Source organism: Frankia sp. CgMI4 (assembly GCF_001756285.1).
Lineage (GTDB): Bacteria > Actinomycetota > Actinomycetes > Frankiales > Frankiaceae > Frankia > Frankia casuarinae.
The window spans coordinates 75,157-91,279 of record NZ_MAQZ01000061.1 but is presented as its reverse complement, the minus strand read 5'-3'; the positions used below and the strand labels follow the sequence as shown (position 1 = coordinate 91,279).

12 protein-coding genes and 1 pseudogene are annotated in these 16,123 nt (G+C 71.5%); 3 read left to right on the top strand and 10 right to left on the bottom strand.

Annotated elements, in window-relative coordinates; translation table 11 throughout:
• Positions 1-210 precede the first annotated feature (210 nt).
• The 3 genes from Manayef4_RS09415 to Manayef4_RS09405 are packed head-to-tail and all read right to left on the bottom strand — an operon-like array spanning position 211 to position 5,080.
• Positions 211-2,598, bottom strand: coding sequence for a glycosyltransferase family 39 protein (locus Manayef4_RS09415; protein ID WP_070131338.1), 2,388 nt, complete (start codon positions 2,596-2,598; stop codon positions 211-213).
• A gap of 41 nt (positions 2,599-2,639) precedes the next feature.
• A complete protein-coding gene (locus tag Manayef4_RS09410; RefSeq protein ID WP_254665556.1) occupies positions 2,640-4,328 on the bottom strand; it encodes a HAMP domain-containing sensor histidine kinase in 1,689 nt (562 codons plus the stop codon).
• The gene (locus tag Manayef4_RS09405; protein WP_023840873.1) at positions 4,325-5,080 is read right to left on the bottom strand and encodes a response regulator transcription factor; all 756 of its coding nucleotides are present in this window, start codon (positions 5,078-5,080) and stop codon (positions 4,325-4,327) included. The genes Manayef4_RS09410 and Manayef4_RS09405 overlap by 4 nt, the downstream gene beginning before the upstream one ends.
• 388 nt (positions 5,081-5,468) lie before the next feature.
• On the opposite strand from Manayef4_RS09405, the gene Manayef4_RS09395 reads away from it, so the two are divergent.
• Positions 5,469-5,996: a hypothetical protein gene (locus tag Manayef4_RS09395; protein ID WP_254665555.1), complete on the top strand. Its 528-nt coding sequence runs from the start codon at positions 5,469-5,471 to the stop codon at positions 5,994-5,996.
• Positions 5,997-6,072: 76 nt separating this feature from the next.
• Here the strand turns inward: Manayef4_RS09395 and Manayef4_RS09390 are convergent, their stop codons facing one another.
• The 4 genes from Manayef4_RS09390 to Manayef4_RS09375 form a co-directional block, all read right to left on the bottom strand.
• Positions 6,073-8,403: an Hsp70 family protein gene (locus Manayef4_RS09390; RefSeq protein ID WP_070131336.1), complete on the bottom strand. Its 2,331-nt coding sequence runs from the start codon at positions 8,401-8,403 to the stop codon at positions 6,073-6,075.
• Between the two features lie 376 nt (positions 8,404-8,779).
• Entirely contained in the window at positions 8,780-9,283 is a 504-nt protein-coding gene (locus tag Manayef4_RS09385) for a hypothetical protein (protein WP_235462984.1), read from the bottom strand.
• A gap of 172 nt (positions 9,284-9,455) precedes the next feature.
• Positions 9,456-10,262 (bottom strand): response regulator, encoded by an 807-nt coding sequence (locus Manayef4_RS09380; RefSeq protein ID WP_070131335.1) that lies wholly within the window; start codon positions 10,260-10,262, stop codon positions 9,456-9,458.
• On the bottom strand, positions 10,259-11,509 hold the full coding sequence (locus tag Manayef4_RS09375) for an ATP-binding protein (protein WP_175443354.1): 1,251 nt from the start codon (positions 11,507-11,509) through the stop codon (positions 10,259-10,261). The genes Manayef4_RS09380 and Manayef4_RS09375 overlap by 4 nt, the downstream gene beginning before the upstream one ends.
• 364 nt (positions 11,510-11,873) lie before the next feature.
• Between Manayef4_RS09375 and Manayef4_RS09370 the strand changes: the two genes are divergently transcribed.
• On the top strand, positions 11,874-12,122 hold the full coding sequence (locus Manayef4_RS09370) for a DUF6158 family protein (RefSeq protein WP_011434791.1): 249 nt from the start codon (positions 11,874-11,876) through the stop codon (positions 12,120-12,122).
• A gap of 36 nt (positions 12,123-12,158) precedes the next feature.
• On the opposite strand, the gene Manayef4_RS09365 is transcribed toward Manayef4_RS09370, so the two are convergent.
• Positions 12,159-14,126, bottom strand: coding sequence for a substrate-binding and VWA domain-containing protein (locus Manayef4_RS09365; protein ID WP_070131334.1), 1,968 nt, complete (start codon positions 14,124-14,126; stop codon positions 12,159-12,161).
• Between the two features lie 290 nt (positions 14,127-14,416).
• The gene (locus Manayef4_RS09360) at positions 14,417-15,145 is read right to left on the bottom strand and encodes a nucleotidyltransferase family protein (RefSeq protein ID WP_082456696.1); all 729 of its coding nucleotides are present in this window, start codon (positions 15,143-15,145) and stop codon (positions 14,417-14,419) included.
• Positions 15,146-15,255: 110 nt separating this feature from the next.
• Here Manayef4_RS09360 and Manayef4_RS22760 point away from each other — a divergent pair.
• Positions 15,256-15,468: pseudogene (locus tag Manayef4_RS22760) on the top strand (zinc ribbon domain-containing protein); the annotation flags it as partial.
• A 115-nt stretch (positions 15,469-15,583) separates the two neighbouring features.
• On the opposite strand, the gene Manayef4_RS09355 reads toward Manayef4_RS22760, so the two are convergent.
• A complete protein-coding gene (locus Manayef4_RS09355) occupies positions 15,584-16,009 on the bottom strand; it encodes a MarR family transcriptional regulator (RefSeq protein ID WP_139140052.1) in 426 nt (141 codons plus the stop codon).
• Between the last annotated feature and the right edge of the window lie 114 nt (positions 16,010-16,123).

Genomic DNA, 16,123 nt, shown 5'->3' with positions numbered 1-16,123 from the left:
CCGGCCGGGCTGAGGACCGTCTCGGTGGTTGTGGTTGTGGTGCGGAGCGGATTGGAACCATAACTGTGAGGCATCGCGTCGGTGAGGCATCGCGCCAACGCGGTGACGCCCACCAGGAGGATCGCGACGGCGATCGCGGCATCCTGGTGGGCGTCGCGTTCACCCGTGGCCCACGGGCTGGACGCCCGTCCGCGTCAGGCCACCGCAGCGTCAGGCAGTGACGCCGGTGCCCGTCGTGGAGCCGGTGGTGGCGCCGGTCTTCGGTGCGGTCAGGTCGTAGAGGGTCACGCCGTCGACCGTCTTCGAGGTGAAGTTCTCCGTCACCCAGCTGGAGATCTCCCGTGAGGACGAGCTACCGCCGTTGGCCTGACCGAAGCCGCCGCSGCCGATGAAGTAGTGGATCTTTCCTTCGGCGACGTACTGCTTGAACTGCGCCAGGGTGGGCGAGGGGTCGCTCCCGTTGAACCCGCCGACCGGCATGACCGGGTCCTGGGTCGCGAGCTGGTATCCGGCCGCGCTGTTCGAACCGACCGCGGCGGCGACCCAGGTGTAGGAGTCCGCGTTCTGCCTGAGCAGCTTCACGATCGTGTTGCTGGGAGTGACGGCGCTGAGTAGACCGCCTGGGCCACCGCCCCGGCTCTCCCGCCCGCCGAGGATCCCGTTCCCCGGCGTGGTGGTTCCGGTCCCGGCACCACCACCGGCCTGGCCGGGCATGCCGCCCTGGCCGCCGGGCATCTGCTGCCCACCGCCGGGGAAGGCCCCGCCGGGGAAGATTCCACCACCCTGTGGGCCGCCCTGTGCCCCGCGGCCCATCCCCCGCGGCGGGAAGCCCCGCTGACGGCCGGCCTGCAGGCCGCCCTGGCCCATGCGGAAGAAGCGGCCGCCACCCGGCCCGCCGAAGCCGGCGCCGGCGGGACCCGCCGCCGGGATCGAGCCGGTGTGCGGGGTCGCCGCGGTGGCGATGGCATACGAGCCGGGTCCGAGGAGCCCGGCGACCAGCGCCACGGTGGCGACACCGAGCGTGGCCCGCCGCGGCAGTCGGATGGCCGCGAGGAACCCGAGCGCCGCGATGATCCCGGCGACGAGCACGGCGTACCGGATCCATGGATGCCACTGGGGGGTGCGGTTCAACAGGGTGTAGCACCAGGCGGCGGTGGCGGCCATCGTGGCAGCCGAGACCACGGCGGCGGCGGGATGCCGGCGATGACGCCAGAGCAGCGCGCAGCCCATCCCCACCAGGGCACCGACCGCCGGGGCGAGCGCCACCGTGTAGTAGGCGTGGAAGATGCCCTTCATCTGGCTGAAGACGATGCCGGTGACGAGCAGCCAGCCGCCCCAGAGAAGGAAGGCGGCGCGGGCGCGGTTCGTCCGCGGGGCGCGCCGGGTGATCCACAGGCCGGCGACGAGCAGGATCAGTGCCGTCGGGAGCAGCCAGGAGATCTGACCGCCGACTTCCGAGCCGAACATGCGGGTCCAACCGGCCTGGCCCCACATGCCGCCCCCGTGGCCGCCCGGACCCCCGGGGCCGAAGATGACCGTGCCGCCGCCGGGAGCGGCGCCTGCCGCGCCGTTCCCGATGGATTCCGGCAGGCCGCCCATCCGGCCGCCCCGGCCACCGCCAACGCTGCCGGTCTCGTTGCCGGTAAGTCGGCCGAGTCCGTTGTAGCCGAGGGTGAGCTCCAGCAGGCTGTTGTGCTGTGAACCCCCGATGTAGGGGCGGGAGGACGCCGGAACGAGCTCCACGATCGCGATGAAGAGGCCGGCGGGGATCAGCAGTCCGAGCCCCGCGGCCAGGGTCTGCCGGACGCGCCGCCAGAACGAGGTCGGCGCGGTCACCAGGTACACCAGCGCGAAGACGGGGACGACGAGCAGTGCCTGCAGCAGCTTCGTCAGGAAGGCGAAGCTGACCAGGACCCCGGCGAACACCAGCCAGCGGGTGCTCGCCTGCTCGATCGCCCGCAACGTCGCGTAGGCCGCGGCGACCAGGAGCAGCACGAGCAGGGCGTCCGGGTTGTTGAACCGGAACATCAGGGCCGCGACCGGGGTCAGGGCCAGCACCGCGCCGGCGAGCAGGCCCGCACCGGCGGAGAACTGCYGCCGCACGGTCTGGTAAAGCAGGCCGACGGTGGCGACACCCATCAGCGCCTGGGGCACGAGGATGCTCCAGGCGCTGAGGCCGAAGATCCGGACGGACAGCGCCATGACCCACAGGGAGGCCGGCGGCTTGTCGACCGTGATTGAGTTGGCGGCGTCCGAGGAACCGTAGAAGAACGCCTTCCAGCTCACCGAGCCGGCCTGGACCGCGGCCGAGTAGAACGCGTTCGCCCATCCCGACGCGCCGAGGCCCCACAGGTAGAGCAYACCCGTGCCCACCAGCAGGGTGACCAGTGCAGGTCGGACCCAGCGGGCGTCCTCGGCGGATACGTCTTCGGCGGATACGAGGCCACCGGAGCCGCCGACCGGGAGCCCGGTCTCGGTGGGGGCGTCGGGGGAGGGCACGTGGTGGGGCTGGTCCCTGGTCCACGGCATGCGCCGCCGATGTCCAGGGGCCCGACCGCCTCCGGAGAGGGGCACCGGGTCGGTGAGTATGGGCGACATGGGGATCACTGTCGACCGCGGACCTTTCGGCTTCTTGTGATCTACCTGTGCGCAGGCTGTGAAGCTCGGTCGGGGTGCGTCGGGCCGGTCAGGCGKGCAGGCTCGGACGGGACCGTCTCCGAGGGGGGGAGGCATCGGGGCAGCTCGACCATGAAGGCGGTGCGTCCCGGCTCGCTCGTGGCCCGCACGTGCCCGTGATGTGCCTCGACGACGGCGGCGACGATGGCGAGCCCCAGCCCGGTGCTACCGGCGGCGCGGGACCGCGAGCTGTCGCCGCGCGCGAAGCGTTGGAAGACCTCGGGGAGCAGATCCGGAGGGATGCCCGGGCCGTCGTCCACGACCGCGAGGATCGCCGTGGGGCCGCTCACGGTCAGGCTCGCCGTGACCTGGGTGCCAGGCGGCGTGTGGGTGCGGGCGTTGGCCAGCAGGTTCGCGAGAACCTGGTGCAGGCGGGCCGGGTCCCCGGTGACCGTGACCGGCTCCTCGGGCAGGTCGAGAGCGAAGCGGTGGCCCGGGGCAGCCACGTGCGCGTCGTTGACCGCGTTGACGATCAGCCGGGAGACGTCCACCGGTTCCCGGACCAGGTCCCGACCGGAGTCGAGCCGGGCGAGCAGCAGCAGGTCGGAGACCAGCGCCRTCATCCGCGCGCTTTCGGACTCGACCCGGCTCATCGCGTAGGTGACGTCCGCGGGGACGTGCTCGCGGGTCCGGCGGGTCAGCTCGGCGTACCCGCTGATCGCCGCGAGCGGAGTGCGCAGTTCGTGGCTGACGTCGGCGAGGAACTGGCGCATCCGCATCTCGCTCGCGTGGCGGGCGGCCAGCGCGGCACCGATGTGGCCGAGCATCCGGTTGAGCGCCGCCCCGACCTGGCCGACCTCTGTGCGCGGGTCGGTGTCTACCTGCGGCACCCGCACCGACAGGGCCACCTCACCCCGGTCGAGGGGTAGCTCGGCGACCCGGGAGGCCGTCGCTGCGACCCGCCGCAGCGGTCGCAGCGTGACGCGGACGATCGCCGTGCCGGCGATCGCGGCGGCCGCGACCCCCACCAGCGCCACCACCCCAGCGATCATTGTCATCCTGGTGAGGGTCGCGTTCACCTGTTTCATCGGCAGCCCGGTGACGACGATCATATCGTCATGGGTGGTCCTCGCGAGGAGCCGATAGTCACCCTGATCGCCGAACGCCCGGGTATACGGCCGCAGGTAGGCGGGAATGCCCGCGACGACGGCGGTCTCGGCGGTGGTCAGCTCCTTCCCCTCGCCGGCGGTATCGATGAAGGCCCCGTAGGTTCCATCCTCGCCCACGACGGCTCCCAGCGTTCCCGGATCGACCGGTCCACGGAAGAACCGGCGGACCCGCAGCTGCTGCGGGCTGAGGCTGGACGGCTGGTCGGCGGCAGCGGTGGCAGCGGAGTCGGTGGCAGCGGAGTCGGCGGCAGCGGTGGCAGCGGAGTCGGCGGCGGCCGGGGCCGGGAGGGCCGGCAGGGCCGGGAAGGACGGGAGGTTCTGGAGAAAGGTGGGTTCCGGCCGGTCCCATCGCCCGCTGGCCTCCCGCAGCCGCCTGTCGAGCTGGTCGACGAGGACTCCTCGCAGCGCGACGGCGGTGACGAACACGATCACCAGCGAGACGGTCGCCAGCAGGAGCATCAGTAGGGCGAGCAGCCGGGTGCGCAGTGACCAGCGCGAGGGCGCGACCGGCACGATCCGGACCCGGTGAGCCGGGGAGCTCATGCCGGGCCCGGCGAGGTGCCCCTCGATGACGGGGTGGCGGAGGTCCTCGGTGCCAGCGCCGGATCGGCCGGCCGCAGGACGTACCCGGCCCCGCGCATCGTGTGGATCATCGGGGGGCGGCCGGCGTCGATCTTCTTGCGCAGGTACGAGACGTAGAGCTCGACGACGTTCGCCTGGCCGCCGAAGTCGTAGTTCCAGACCCGGTCGAGGATCTGGGCCTTGCTGAGCACCCGGCGTGGGTTGCGCATGAAGAAGCGCAGCAGCTCGAACTCGGTGGCGGTGAGGTGCACCGGCTGGCCGGCGCGCTGCACCTCCCGGCTCTCCTCGTCCATCGTGAGATCGCCGACGACGAGCCGGGCGCCCTGCAACGCCTCGGTGGTGCGCGCGGCGCGGCGCATCAGTCCGCGCAGCCGCGCGACGAGCTCCTCGAGACTGAACGGCTTCGTGACGTAGTCGTCGCCGCCGGCGGTGAGCCCCGCCACCCGGTCCTCGACGGCGTCCCGGGCGGTCAGAAACAGCACCGGTACGTCCGGGCTCTCCGCCCGCAGGCGCCGAAGCACCTCCAAGCCGTCCATGTCGGGCAGCATGATATCGAGAACCACCGCGTCCGGCCGGAAGTCGCGGGCGAGCCGCAGCGCTCCGCGACCATCCGCGGCGCTGCGCACTTCCCACCCCTCGTAGCGCAGCGCCATCGACAGCAGCTCCGCCAGTGTTGTCTCGTCGTCCACCACGAGGACCCGCACCGGTTGCATGGTGTCAGCTTCGCCTCCTTGRCTGGCTGTTACCTGAGGTCTTGCTGTGAGCCTGCTGTGAATGCCGGGTCTGTGAATGCCCGGCGGGGCCGCGGAATCGTAGGCGTGYCACTCGCCGCGATGTCCATCGACGAGACGACCGGGACCCCCTCGAATGGCAGCCTCTCCCGGGGTGGCGGGCCCGACGGCTTGGATGGGATGGACACCACGCTCGATCAAGTATTGCACCACATTTTGCCAAGATTTTATCTTGGTGAGACCAATGAGGGCGAGAGTAGTGAGGGATGGGTGAATCTCAACGAGATCACGATGTGATCTGTCGTCGGGTTGACCGTCGGAGTATCCCCCTTCAGGGGGTTCACCTGCGCAAACTGGGTAGGTGCACAGCATGGCTCGCCACAGTCGTCCTCGGTCCGCCGTCCGCGGTAACCGTCCCCGTATCGTGCGCCGGGTGGTACTGCCCACCGCAACTCTGGTCACCGCGGGAGTCGTGACCGTGGGTACGGCGTTTGCCTGTTCCAGGTCGTCCTCAGTGGCGTCGGTTCCCGGGGAAACCAGCCGCGTCGTCGCTGCCGTGGCTCGCGGCGCCGGCACCTTCCCGCCGTCGGCCGGGGRTGCGGACGCGATTGCCGAGGCGGTCCGGACGAGCTCGTTCACCGCGAATGTTCCGCCGCAGAACTACGAGGTCACCGGAACCACCCTGGCCRCCAGCGACCCGAGCTGGGCACTGACCGAGCTGCGCCCGACCGTGGCCGATCTCGACCGGGCCGAGGGTGTACTGCATCACACGGGCTCCGGGTGGGAACTGGTCCAGCTCGGTACCTACGAGGTCGGGTGTGGCGTCGCGCCCGAGGCGGTGCTGGACGACCTCGGCCTGCAGTGCCCGCCACGGGACGGYGCGGTCTTTCCGACCTGATCTCCGGGAGTTCCGGGATCTCCGGGAGTTCCGGGATCTCCGGGCGGCGGCTGTGCCTGCCGGGACGGCCGGAGCGTCAGGGGGTGTAGATGATGTCCCAGAGCCGAGCGGTCATGTCGGTACTGGTGGTGGCGAGCAGGAGGCCGTAGGGGGCGAACGCGCAGCTCATCACCGTGCTGCTGTGCCCGGTGAGGGTGGCGATSGCGGACCCGRTCGCGACGTCCCACAGTTGCGCRGTGTCGTCGGTGCTCGCCGTCGCCAGCAGGTGGCCGTCCGGGGAGAAGGCGCAGCTCTGCGCCGAACCCGGCAGAGTGAGCACGGTGGTGCCGCTGGAGGCGTCGGTGAGCCGGGTGCCCTCGTTGCCGCTCGTCGCGAGYAGCCGGCCGTCGGGGGAGAAGGCGCATCCGCCGGCGAAGTTCGTGTGCCCCGGCAGGCTCATGATGATCTCGCCAACCGTGACGTCCCACAGCAGGGTGGACTCCGCGCCGGCGGTGACCAGCAGCCGGCCGTCGGGGGAGAAGGCGCAGCCGTAGACCGAGCCGCGATGGCCGTTGAGGGTGGCAAGGTTTTTCCCGGTCGACGAACCCCACAGCCGGACGGTGCGGTCGGTACTGGTCGTGGCGAGCAGGCTGCCGTCCGGGGAGAAGGCGCAGCCGTACACGGGTCCCCGGTGCCCGGTCAGGGTCACCGTCTGGCGGGCGGCGTCAACGTCCCAGATGCGGGCCGTCTTGTCGCTGCCGGTGGTGGCGAGCAGCTTGCCGTCCGGGGAAAAGGCGCAGCCGTGCACGACCAGGCTCTTGCGTCCGCTGAGTGTGACCGACGTTCGGCCGGTGGCGACGTCCCACAGCCGGGTGCCGTCCTTGCTGGTGGTGGCGAGCAGCTTGCCGTCCGGGGAGAAGGCCGCCGAGGTGACGTCGCGTTCGTGTCCCTTGAGGGTGGCCCGCGCGGTGACCTCGACGTGGTGGGACGGGCGGCTGCTGCGCTCGAAGCCGCGCAGGTCCGCCGGCACCGCCGACCCCATCGGCACCGGCCCGGACGGAAGTGTGGTCGCCAACCAGTCGGCGTCGCGGACCGGAGTGCCGGGTGCYGCGTGGGTGTGGATGAGGCTACCCGGCGCCTCGGCGGCCAGGTCGAACAGGGAACCGTCGGTGAGGCGGACCCGCGCCAGCACGGCGCTCGCGTCGAAGCGCTCCCCGGGCTCGACGAGCCAGCGCACCATCGTCGCCCGCCCGCCGGGGATGTCCCAGCGAGCCGGTTGCAGGACCGGATTCGGGCGCGCCGCGGTGGTCCGGCGGGTGGAGACCGAGCTTGCCCAGGCGGCGGCGCCGAGCACCACGGCGAGCTCGGGATCGGCGGGGAGGTAGATCTGCTGCCCCGGCCAGTCGGTGCCGACCCCGAGCCGACCTTCGAGGATGTCGGTGACGACCGGGATCCGGGAGCTGCCACCGACGAGGAGCACCCCACTCAGCTTGTCCGGTCCGTAACCGGAGGACTTCAGCAAGTGCTGGCAGCAGGCCATCGTGCGGGCCAGGATGGGGGAGGCGAGCTGGGCGAACCGGTCACGCTGCATGCTGACCAGCAGRCCGGCCGGGCTGAAAACATCCTCCACCACGGCGATGTCGGAGAGTTGATGTTTCACTGCCCGGGCGAAGTCGAGCAGCTCGTGGCGGGTCCGGTTGGCCGTGGTCTGGAACGTCTCGCCGATCCCGGGCGGATTCAGTAGCGGTTCCAGCCCCGGCCCGTACAACCCCAGGATCTCGTCGAACAGAATCTGGTCGAGTTCGCGGCCGCCGCAGTCGTGCAGAGCCGAGTGGGAGAGCATCTCGTGCCGGCCGTCCTCACCGACCGCGACCAGCGCCCCCTCGAACGTCCCGCCGCCCAGGTCGTACACGAGCATGAGCGAGCCGGGCTCGGGCGCGACGCCGACCACCGGCGACCAGGCCGCCGCGACCGGCTCGGCGAGCAGGTCCACGTCGACGAACCCGGCGGCCTCCGCTGCGGCGATCATCGTCCGGCGCAGCGGGCCGGCGGGATCGTAGCTCGCCGGTATCGTGACGACGGCCCGCGACAGCGCCGCACCACCGAGCTGCTGTTCGGCCTCGGCCTTCAGCGCGGACAGCACCGCGGTCACCAGCACGTGCGCCGGATAGCCGCGGCCGTCGAGTGACACGGCGCTGTCCCGGGCCAGATCGCGCTTGACCTCGCCGCGGTACGCCGCGGGCCAGATCCGCTTGCGCCGCTCGGCGAGCGTGCCGACGATCAGGCTGCCGCCATCCACGAAGACCGACGCGGGCCAGCTCGCCGAGCCGCTCGCGGGCTCCTTCACCGGTTCGATGCGACCGTCGACGGCCAAGGCGGCCGAGGCACTGCAGGTGCCGTAGTCGATGGCGAGGATCGGCTCGCCCACAGCACCCCCTGTCCACGTTTCCAGTGGGCAGATCGTAGCGATGTCGACAAAGCMACCAGCGACACCCTCATCAGTGGGGCGAACGCCGGGACCGAATGTTTGTGACCGGTTGCCCCCCGTGGCGGCTTTCACCGGTGCGGACAGYGGCGGCCGGCGCTTGCCGGTATGAACAGGCGGACTGCCGACCTTCCCCGACGACCGACAGTCCGCGGAATCACGCCGGTGCGCCCCCGATTCGGCACCAAGCCATCTCGCTCCCCCCGACGATCCGGCCCGAACCCGTCGCACCGGCGCGGTCCCTACCCTCGATCCTGGTAGTTCCGATGGGCCGACACCATCCCTCAATCATCGGGGGAAAGCGGATGATCCCCGGCCGTTACCGATCCGTCCGGGTAATCCATCGGCTGGGGCGCCAGGGCGCGCGACGCAGGTCGCCCATGGCTGCCGCCAGCCCGGCTACCTGCTCGGCGGCCTGCTTGCCGAGATCAACGGCCACGGTGCGCGGTAGCGAGGACCCCTCGCCCGGGATCGTGCGCAGCCGGGCGACCACCGGTCCGAGCCGGATGATCTGAAGGTAGCCCGCGAGCGAATCGCCGGTGACGAGATGCAGGTGGGCGGACCCGGCCGTGCCGTCCGTGACGGGCCTGGCCCGGGCGACCAGGCGTCGGGTGAGTGCGGCGGCCCGCCGGTTGTTGCGCAGCAGCCACCGCGAGTCGTCCAGCCGGTACAGATCCGCGTCCGGGGTACCCAGCCAGATCGCGTGCCCACGGTGCACCGCCTGGATCTCACGGCCGTCCGCCTCGGGATTCGTGCCGTCACCGGGGATCGGTTGGTCAGCCGGATGGGCCGTCGCGACGTCGGGAGATCTGATCCGCCACATGCCGACGGGGAGCGCCTCCGGTCCCAGGAACGACCCGCGGAAGGCCGCCCAGAGACGACAGGACCGCGGATGACCCTCATCCTCGCCGCCTCCCCCGCCCATCCTGACGAGGGTGTGACCGAAGCCGGCGCAGGGCAATCCCTCGAAATCAAGGGGCCTCAATCGAGGGGGCTCAGCCGAATCCGAGCTCGCGGGCCCAGAGGGCGGCCGCGGTGCTGGGCGGGATCGTCGCCGGGGCGTCGGGATGGCTCGCCACGTACTTCGCCTTCGCCGTGCGCAGATAGTCGGYGACGACACTGGCCTTGACGTTCATCGCCCGCGCCGCTTCCCGGTGGGACATACCCCGGCAACCGACGAGGACCATCACCTCGGCCTCCCGCGGGGAGGGCCGGTGCAGGCGGCGCCGTCGGCGGGCGGCGTCGAAGATTCGATCGAGCAGGTCGTGCACGGCGGCGGCGGTCATTCCCCACTCGCCGCGCAGCTCGTCAATGAGGTCGCCCTGGGCGAGTCCGCGCAGCAGGTTCCGTTCCCCGGGGCCGATCTCGCCCCGGGACAGCGGTCGCCGGTGCGCATCCTCCAGCAGAAACCCGGCGAGGCGGGCGGAGACGTGGAAGCTACCCCCGGCGACGGCGGTCACCRCCGCCACGAACTGCTGGGCCGGGGCGGTCTTCTCGACGAAGCCGCGAGCCTGCGCGGCGACCGCGTCGAGGACCTCGTCCGGTGTCGCAACCCCGGAGGTCRCCAGCACCCGAAGACCGCGTCGATGCAGGTCGGCCACGGCGGCGGCCCCGGACACCCCGGGCAGGTGCAGGTCGCACACCACGATCCCGGGCGTGGTGTCCCGGTCGAAGGTCTCCAGGCTCGGGGCCGGCGCCAGCACGGAGAACCCCGCGCCGGCGAACCTGGCGGCCAGCGATTCGGTGGCGATCGGATGATCGTCGATGATCGCCACCGAGACCGGCCGGCGATCGACGCTCATCGGCCGGTCCCGGGCGCGCCGGCTCCGGTCGGCTCGGCGGCGGGCCAGCGGAAGGTCACCTTCGTCCCATCGCCCGGCCAGGCGGTCACCAGGGTCTCCCCGCCATACCGGCGCAGGGCGGAATAGCTTCCGGTCATGCCCCCGCCCGCTCGGACGGAGCCGGGATCGAACCCCACGCCCCTGTCCCGGACGACCACCAGCACCGAATCCGCGTCGCCCTCGACGAAGAGGTGGACCTCGTCGGTGCTGGCGGAGTGTCGGACCACGTTGCGCAGGGCCTCCCTCGTCGCGGCCACCAGTGCCTCGCGGACCTCCGCGGGCGGTTCGCCCTTGATCGACACGAAGGGCACCAGGGCGAGCCCCTCGTCGGCCAAGGCGTCCACGACCGCGGACATCATCTCCTCGAGGCCGTTCTGGGTGGAGTCCGGTGAAGCCGTGCCGTCGACGGCCAGGGCCCGCGGGTCCATCCCGCGTGGATCCATGATGATCCGACGCGCCCGCTGTGCCCCGCGCCGGGCCTCCCGGACGAGTGCCGGTGAGGGCACTCCACCGGCGGCAACATGATCGACGACGGGGAGCAGGTAGTCGTGGATCTCCCGATGGGTGATCTCACGCTGGCGCAGGCTTTCGGCCTCCTTCTCCTGCTCGATCGCGAGCCGCCCGGCCGCCGCGGCCTCGTCCTGGGCGGCCGCGGTCGCCGCGCAGAGCGCGCGCAGCTCGCGGGCGATGAGCATGGCGACGACGTACCACAGGGCGAAGCCCAGCAGGTCCGAACCGAGCTTGAGGGAGACATCCGGCAGCACGGCCAGGCTCCATGCCGCCATCAGGACGGCCACCGCACCGACCGCGAGCAGCGTCAGCCCGAGGCCGAAGCCGATGCCCGCGGGTGCGACGAGGCTGAACGGCACGAGCTCAGTCATGATCTTGTTGCGTTCGTCGGGTTGCGCGGCTCTGGACCCGACGAGCATCAGCGCCACGCAGAAGGCGACGTCCGCCAGGACCAACCGGGGGGACAGCCGGCCCGGCCGCCGCCAGACCCGCCAGGTGAACCAGGATGCCTCGACGGCCGCGGCAGCCACGATCAGCACGGCGATCCACGGGTGGCGCAGGCGAGCCCAGCCGAAGAGCGGGATGATCACGAACGTCGCACAGGCTGCTCGGGTGTAGCCGACCATCCGGGACATGCGTTGCTCGGTACGTTGGATGACGTCGCAGGAAGAAGCCGCCGATCCAACCAGCCCGGTCATAGTGCGCAACGGTAGYGAGCCAGCCACAGATCGACCAGCGTCTGCCAGCGCCTGACCAGAAGGAGCGGGCATCTGGTCGTCCCGGTGTGTGAAGAGGGCCATCCGGGCACCGCAATCAGATGCAGACCACGTATCCCGTCATCGTCACGGTCGCGCCGCCGGGTCCCGGCCCGACGCCACCCGAGCCCTCGCCGCCCTCGCCGATCCCCGATCCTGTTCTGCCCGGTCCCGAGCCGACGCCACCCGAGCCCGCGCCGGATCCGGTACCACCGCCCGGCCCGGGGCCGGATGTTCCGATCCCGCCGAACCTGCTGGTCCTCCCGCCAGCCGGGAATCGCGCCGCCGGAATGGGTAGACCGAGGGCATGATGCACCGACCAGCTGGAATTCCCGCGCAGGAGCTGACCGACGTCGATCTCGTCCGAGAGCTGCGGCACCTGCATCGTACCCGGCACGATGCCTTCATCGCGGGGAGCGAGGACGCCTTCGAGACCCACACCGCACGGATGCTGGAGCTCGAACGCGAATACCTGCGGAGGTTCCCGGACGCCGCGAGTCCCGATCCGCGCCGGACCCGAGCCGGCAGACGGCGTGCCGCCGGAGTTCCCGTCTGAGCGGTTTCAGGGGCGCGGTTTCAGGGGCGCGTGGCTTCAGGGGCGGACGCGGGTGAGCGCGTCGAGGTAGATGTCGACCACCTGGCTCGGGTCCGGCCGGAGGTAGGAGCGTCCTGCGGTCGCCGCGGCGATGCGCGACAGCGCGGTGAGGTCGGCGTCGTTGCTGTAGGCGATCATGATTATGGCGACCGGCCGCTTCGGGTCGTACTCGGCGTGCAGCTGTTCGATCAGGCTGTCCAGGCTCGGCGCGGCCGCACCCCGGTTCGTGTCGCGACCGTCGGTGAGGATGACGACCTGGTTGAGCCGGCCGGGGACGTAGTGCTGGGTCAGGAAGCGGAAGGCCGCGAGCGTGGTGGCATACAGATCGGTGGCTCCGCCGGGGACGATCCCGGCCTGCGCGGCGATCAGCTCGTCCCGATGGGTGCCGCCTCGTCCGGGTGCGTTGAGCGCAGCCATCGGCACGAGATCCCGGTAGCCCTGGACTCCCTGGGCGCCCTGCTCGCCGGAGAACCGCCAGAGACCGACCTGGCTGTCGGGTGCGAACAGGCGCAGGCCGGCCAGGGAGGTCTCGACGGCCGCCTGCAGCCGAGTTCTTGACGGGTCGGTGCCCGGGACCGGTTCGGCCATCGATCCGGAGCTGTCGAGCGCCACGAGGGTGGCACCACGCTGACGGGCATGGCGGAAGAACCGCCGAGCCGTGCCGAGCGTGCTGTCGGAGGCGTCCGTGCTCGCCAGCTTCGGCGGGACGGAGCGCACCCCGTCGGTCGCGTTGAGCGTCCCGGCCAGCCCGCCTGGGTCATCGTGGCCCGCCAGCTCGGTGGGTGTGCGGAAACCGGCTCCGCTGAGAGCCGCGCGGCCCGCGTCCCCGCGCAGGAACGCGGCGAAGGCGTCCGCCGCGGCCCGCCGGGACGACGAGCTCGCCGTCTTCTTCAGGACGATGTACGGCACCGTCGCCGTGAACATCCCGTCCGAGGGGTAGGACGCCACCAGCGTCGTGGCCGGGGGGTTACCGTTCTGGCTTGTCAGGGACCGGTTGTAGGCGATGACATCGGCCTCCAGAGCCGGGAAGGCCGAGGGAGCGGATCCGGCCGCGCCGTTCTCCGTGCCGCCGGTGCGCACCGAGTCGAAGAGTTGCTGGTCATACTCTGGCAGCCAGTCGATGGAGCGTTCCTGCCGGAGCACGGTGAGCTGGGCCGCGCGATCCTGGTCGAACGTGCCGGTGGTCATCTCGGCCGCGGTGAGTCCGCGGGCGGCGCCCACCGTTGCGATGACGGCCCGCAGCGCGGCGGCCGAGTGCTCCGGATTGGCCATGGCGAACCGGAAGTCCCCCCACTGGGGCTCGCCCCGGTGGGTCCAGAAATCGGCCTCGCCCGCGGCCGCGGCCAGTTCGGCCCAGGTCACATGATGTTCGGGCCAACCGAGGCGCTGTGCCATGAGTCTCGGCATGGCGATGACGACGGGCGATCCCGCGATCGTCGTGGCCTTCGCCGGCAGTTTCGCCGTGACCGGGTCCGATTCCTGGCCCAGCTCCAGCCAGTCGGCCGACTCCGGGATCCAGACGTCGGGCGGCCCGGGGGAGTCCGGCGACTCYGGCCGGGACAGCGTGTCGAGCACCCGGTCGGAGGCGACCACCGACACGGCGAGGGTCACGCACGGGCCCGCCGAGCCCTCGGCACCGGCGCGCTGACGATCGAAGTCGGCGGCGAGCCGGCTGATCGGCGCCGCGAGTGCCGGCGCGGTGGTGATGGTCAGGGTGGCCCGTTCGCCGCCGTCCGCGCATTCCCCGGCCGATCCGGCATCCCAGGCGGCGCGGGCCGCGAACCCGATCCCGGTGGCGGTCAACGCGCCCAGTACAAGCAGCGCCGCGCCGCTGACGATGCCCAGGCCGACGGTGACGGCACGGCCGCGGCCACCGGCCCGGGACCCGCCATACCGGGACGCGCCGTGATGGGACGCGCCACCACGAAATCTGTTGCGGCGGGATCGATGGCGGGCGTCGGACACGGAGACGTCCTTTCCGCGAGCGAGCGTCGTGTCCGTCCCTGACCCGCCACCAGCACGATGGTCTGCGTAACGTTTCCCGCCGAGCCCATCGCGCAGCGCCCGACACCATCCCCGGGTGTCCGGCCAGCCTCAGATGGTGATGGTATGGTGCCCCGCGCCGGTTCCCGTGCCGCCGATACTGCCGGTGGCCCGGTTGGGCGTCATCCTTTCTTGGAATACCGGGGTTCGCTGTTGTTCTTCCGTTTCTCACGTCGTTGCGGCGGTGTTCCTACTCATGGGTCCTTAGCGTTCTACCCGGGCTGGGTGTGCGTGTCGCCGCTGGCGAGGTCGGCGGGGGTTTCGAGGTCGGCGGGGGTTTCGAGGTCGGCGGGGGTGTTGACGTCGGCGGGTGAGCCGGTGCCGTCGCAGGGCACGCCGGTGACCTCTCCCGGGTGGGCCCGCAGCCACGCCCGGGCGCCGGCCTCGCCGCGCGCGAGAGCCGCCACCTCGGGCCAGACCGAGCGGCGTAGCAGGACGGGATGGGCYGGCCGGCCTCCGTAGGTGGCGGTCATCGCCGGATGGGCCGACCCCGGGTCGGCCGCGGCGGAGATCAGACGTTGCACCGCCGCCGCGCCGAGGGAAGGTTGGTCCACCAGGGTGACAACCACGGCGTCGGTGTCGGTGCCGACCAGGGCGGCGAGACCGGCCCGCAGCGACGCGCCGACACCCTCGGTCCACCGCGCGGCCGATACCAGGCGAACCTCCGGTATCAGGCCGGCCGTGGGTTCCAGGCCGATCTCGGGCGCATCCCAGCCCGCGGGCGCCGGCCCGGCGACCCGGCGGGTGGCGAGGCGTCGCACGACGATGCCCACCTCGTCCGCGGCGGCGCCGGTGACGACCACGACCGGCCGGCAGCCCCCCGCCGTGAGCAGGCGGACACCCCGCTCGACCAGCGTCACACCGCCCAACTCGACCAGAGCCTTGGGGCGTCCCATCCGCCGTCCTGCCCCGGCAGCGAGCAGCAGACCGGCGACGTTCACCGGATTCGCGGCGTGGATGCCCCACGAGAGATTCGTGAAGTCACATTTTCACCTTCGTGATCTGGACAGGCATCGGGCTGCTTCTGGTCGGTGATGCCTGGCCATGCTAGGCGGAGCCGTCCCACGCTGGCTGGTCGCGGTTCGTCGGGATGCTGGAGTACAAGGCCGCCCGGTACGGCCGGACCGTGGTGAAGGTCGACCGGTGGTTTGCGTTGTCGCAGGTCTGTTCGGCGTGCGGGGTGAAGGACGGGCCGAAACCACTGACCGTCCGGCCGTGGACGTGCCCGGCCTGCGGGGTCGTCCACGACCGGGATGCGAACAGCGGCGTAGCAGGCGGGAATCTCCACCCTTCAGGGCGGAGAGGACGTCAAGAGGCGGCGATACCGAAGATGCCGACCGTCATCGACCTCGGGCGATACGTAGCGACCCCGCATCGTGTTAATGGGGCCTATCCTGGTCGACGATGCGGGCCAACATCGACAACAGGGCGGTCTGTTCCTCCTCGGACAGCGGCGCCAGCAGCTTGTCGTTCATCTGGTCGATGCGGTCCGCCACCTGACCGTGGGTCGACTCTCCCCGCTTGGTCAGCCGCAGGACGTTGCGCCGGCCATCACGCGGGTCACGGACYCGGCGGATGAGCCCACGCTGCACGAGCCTCGCCACCACATCGGCCACCGTCGACCGATCCAGGGAGGCTCGTTCTCCGAGCGTGCGCTGATCAATATCGGGATCAGCGAGCAGGCTGTTGAGGACCACGAACTGCGGAGGTGTCGTCTCGGTCGAGACGGTGGTGGTCCAGAGCTGATAGGTCACCTGCTGGAGCCGGCGGGCCAGCTGGCCGGGATGGCTGGACRGGTCGACCACGCCGTGGCCGCCCGGGGCGGCCGGCCGCGAGGTCAGGGTGGCCGGYCCAGTGGCGCGTTGTTCAGGGAGGCGTTCGCCGGAGTTCTCCGGTGCGGCTGTTTCCCCTCCGAGGGC

Bases quoted from the DNA above. Each gene is read 5' to 3' on its own strand.
- Manayef4_RS09370 (WP_011434791.1), top strand. From the start codon at position 11,874: ATGATGCACCGACCAGCTGGAATTCCCGCGCAGGAGCTGACCGACGTC.
- Manayef4_RS09405 (WP_023840873.1), bottom strand. From the start codon at position 5,080: ATGCAACCGGTGCGGGTCCTCGTGGTGGACGACGAGACAACACTGGCG.
- Manayef4_RS09375 (WP_175443354.1), bottom strand. From the start codon at position 11,509: ATGACCGGGCTGGTTGGATCGGCGGCTTCTTCCTGCGACGTCATCCAA.
- Manayef4_RS09385 (WP_235462984.1), bottom strand. From the start codon at position 9,283: ATGTGGCGGATCAGATCTCCCGACGTCGCGACGGCCCATCCGGCTGAC.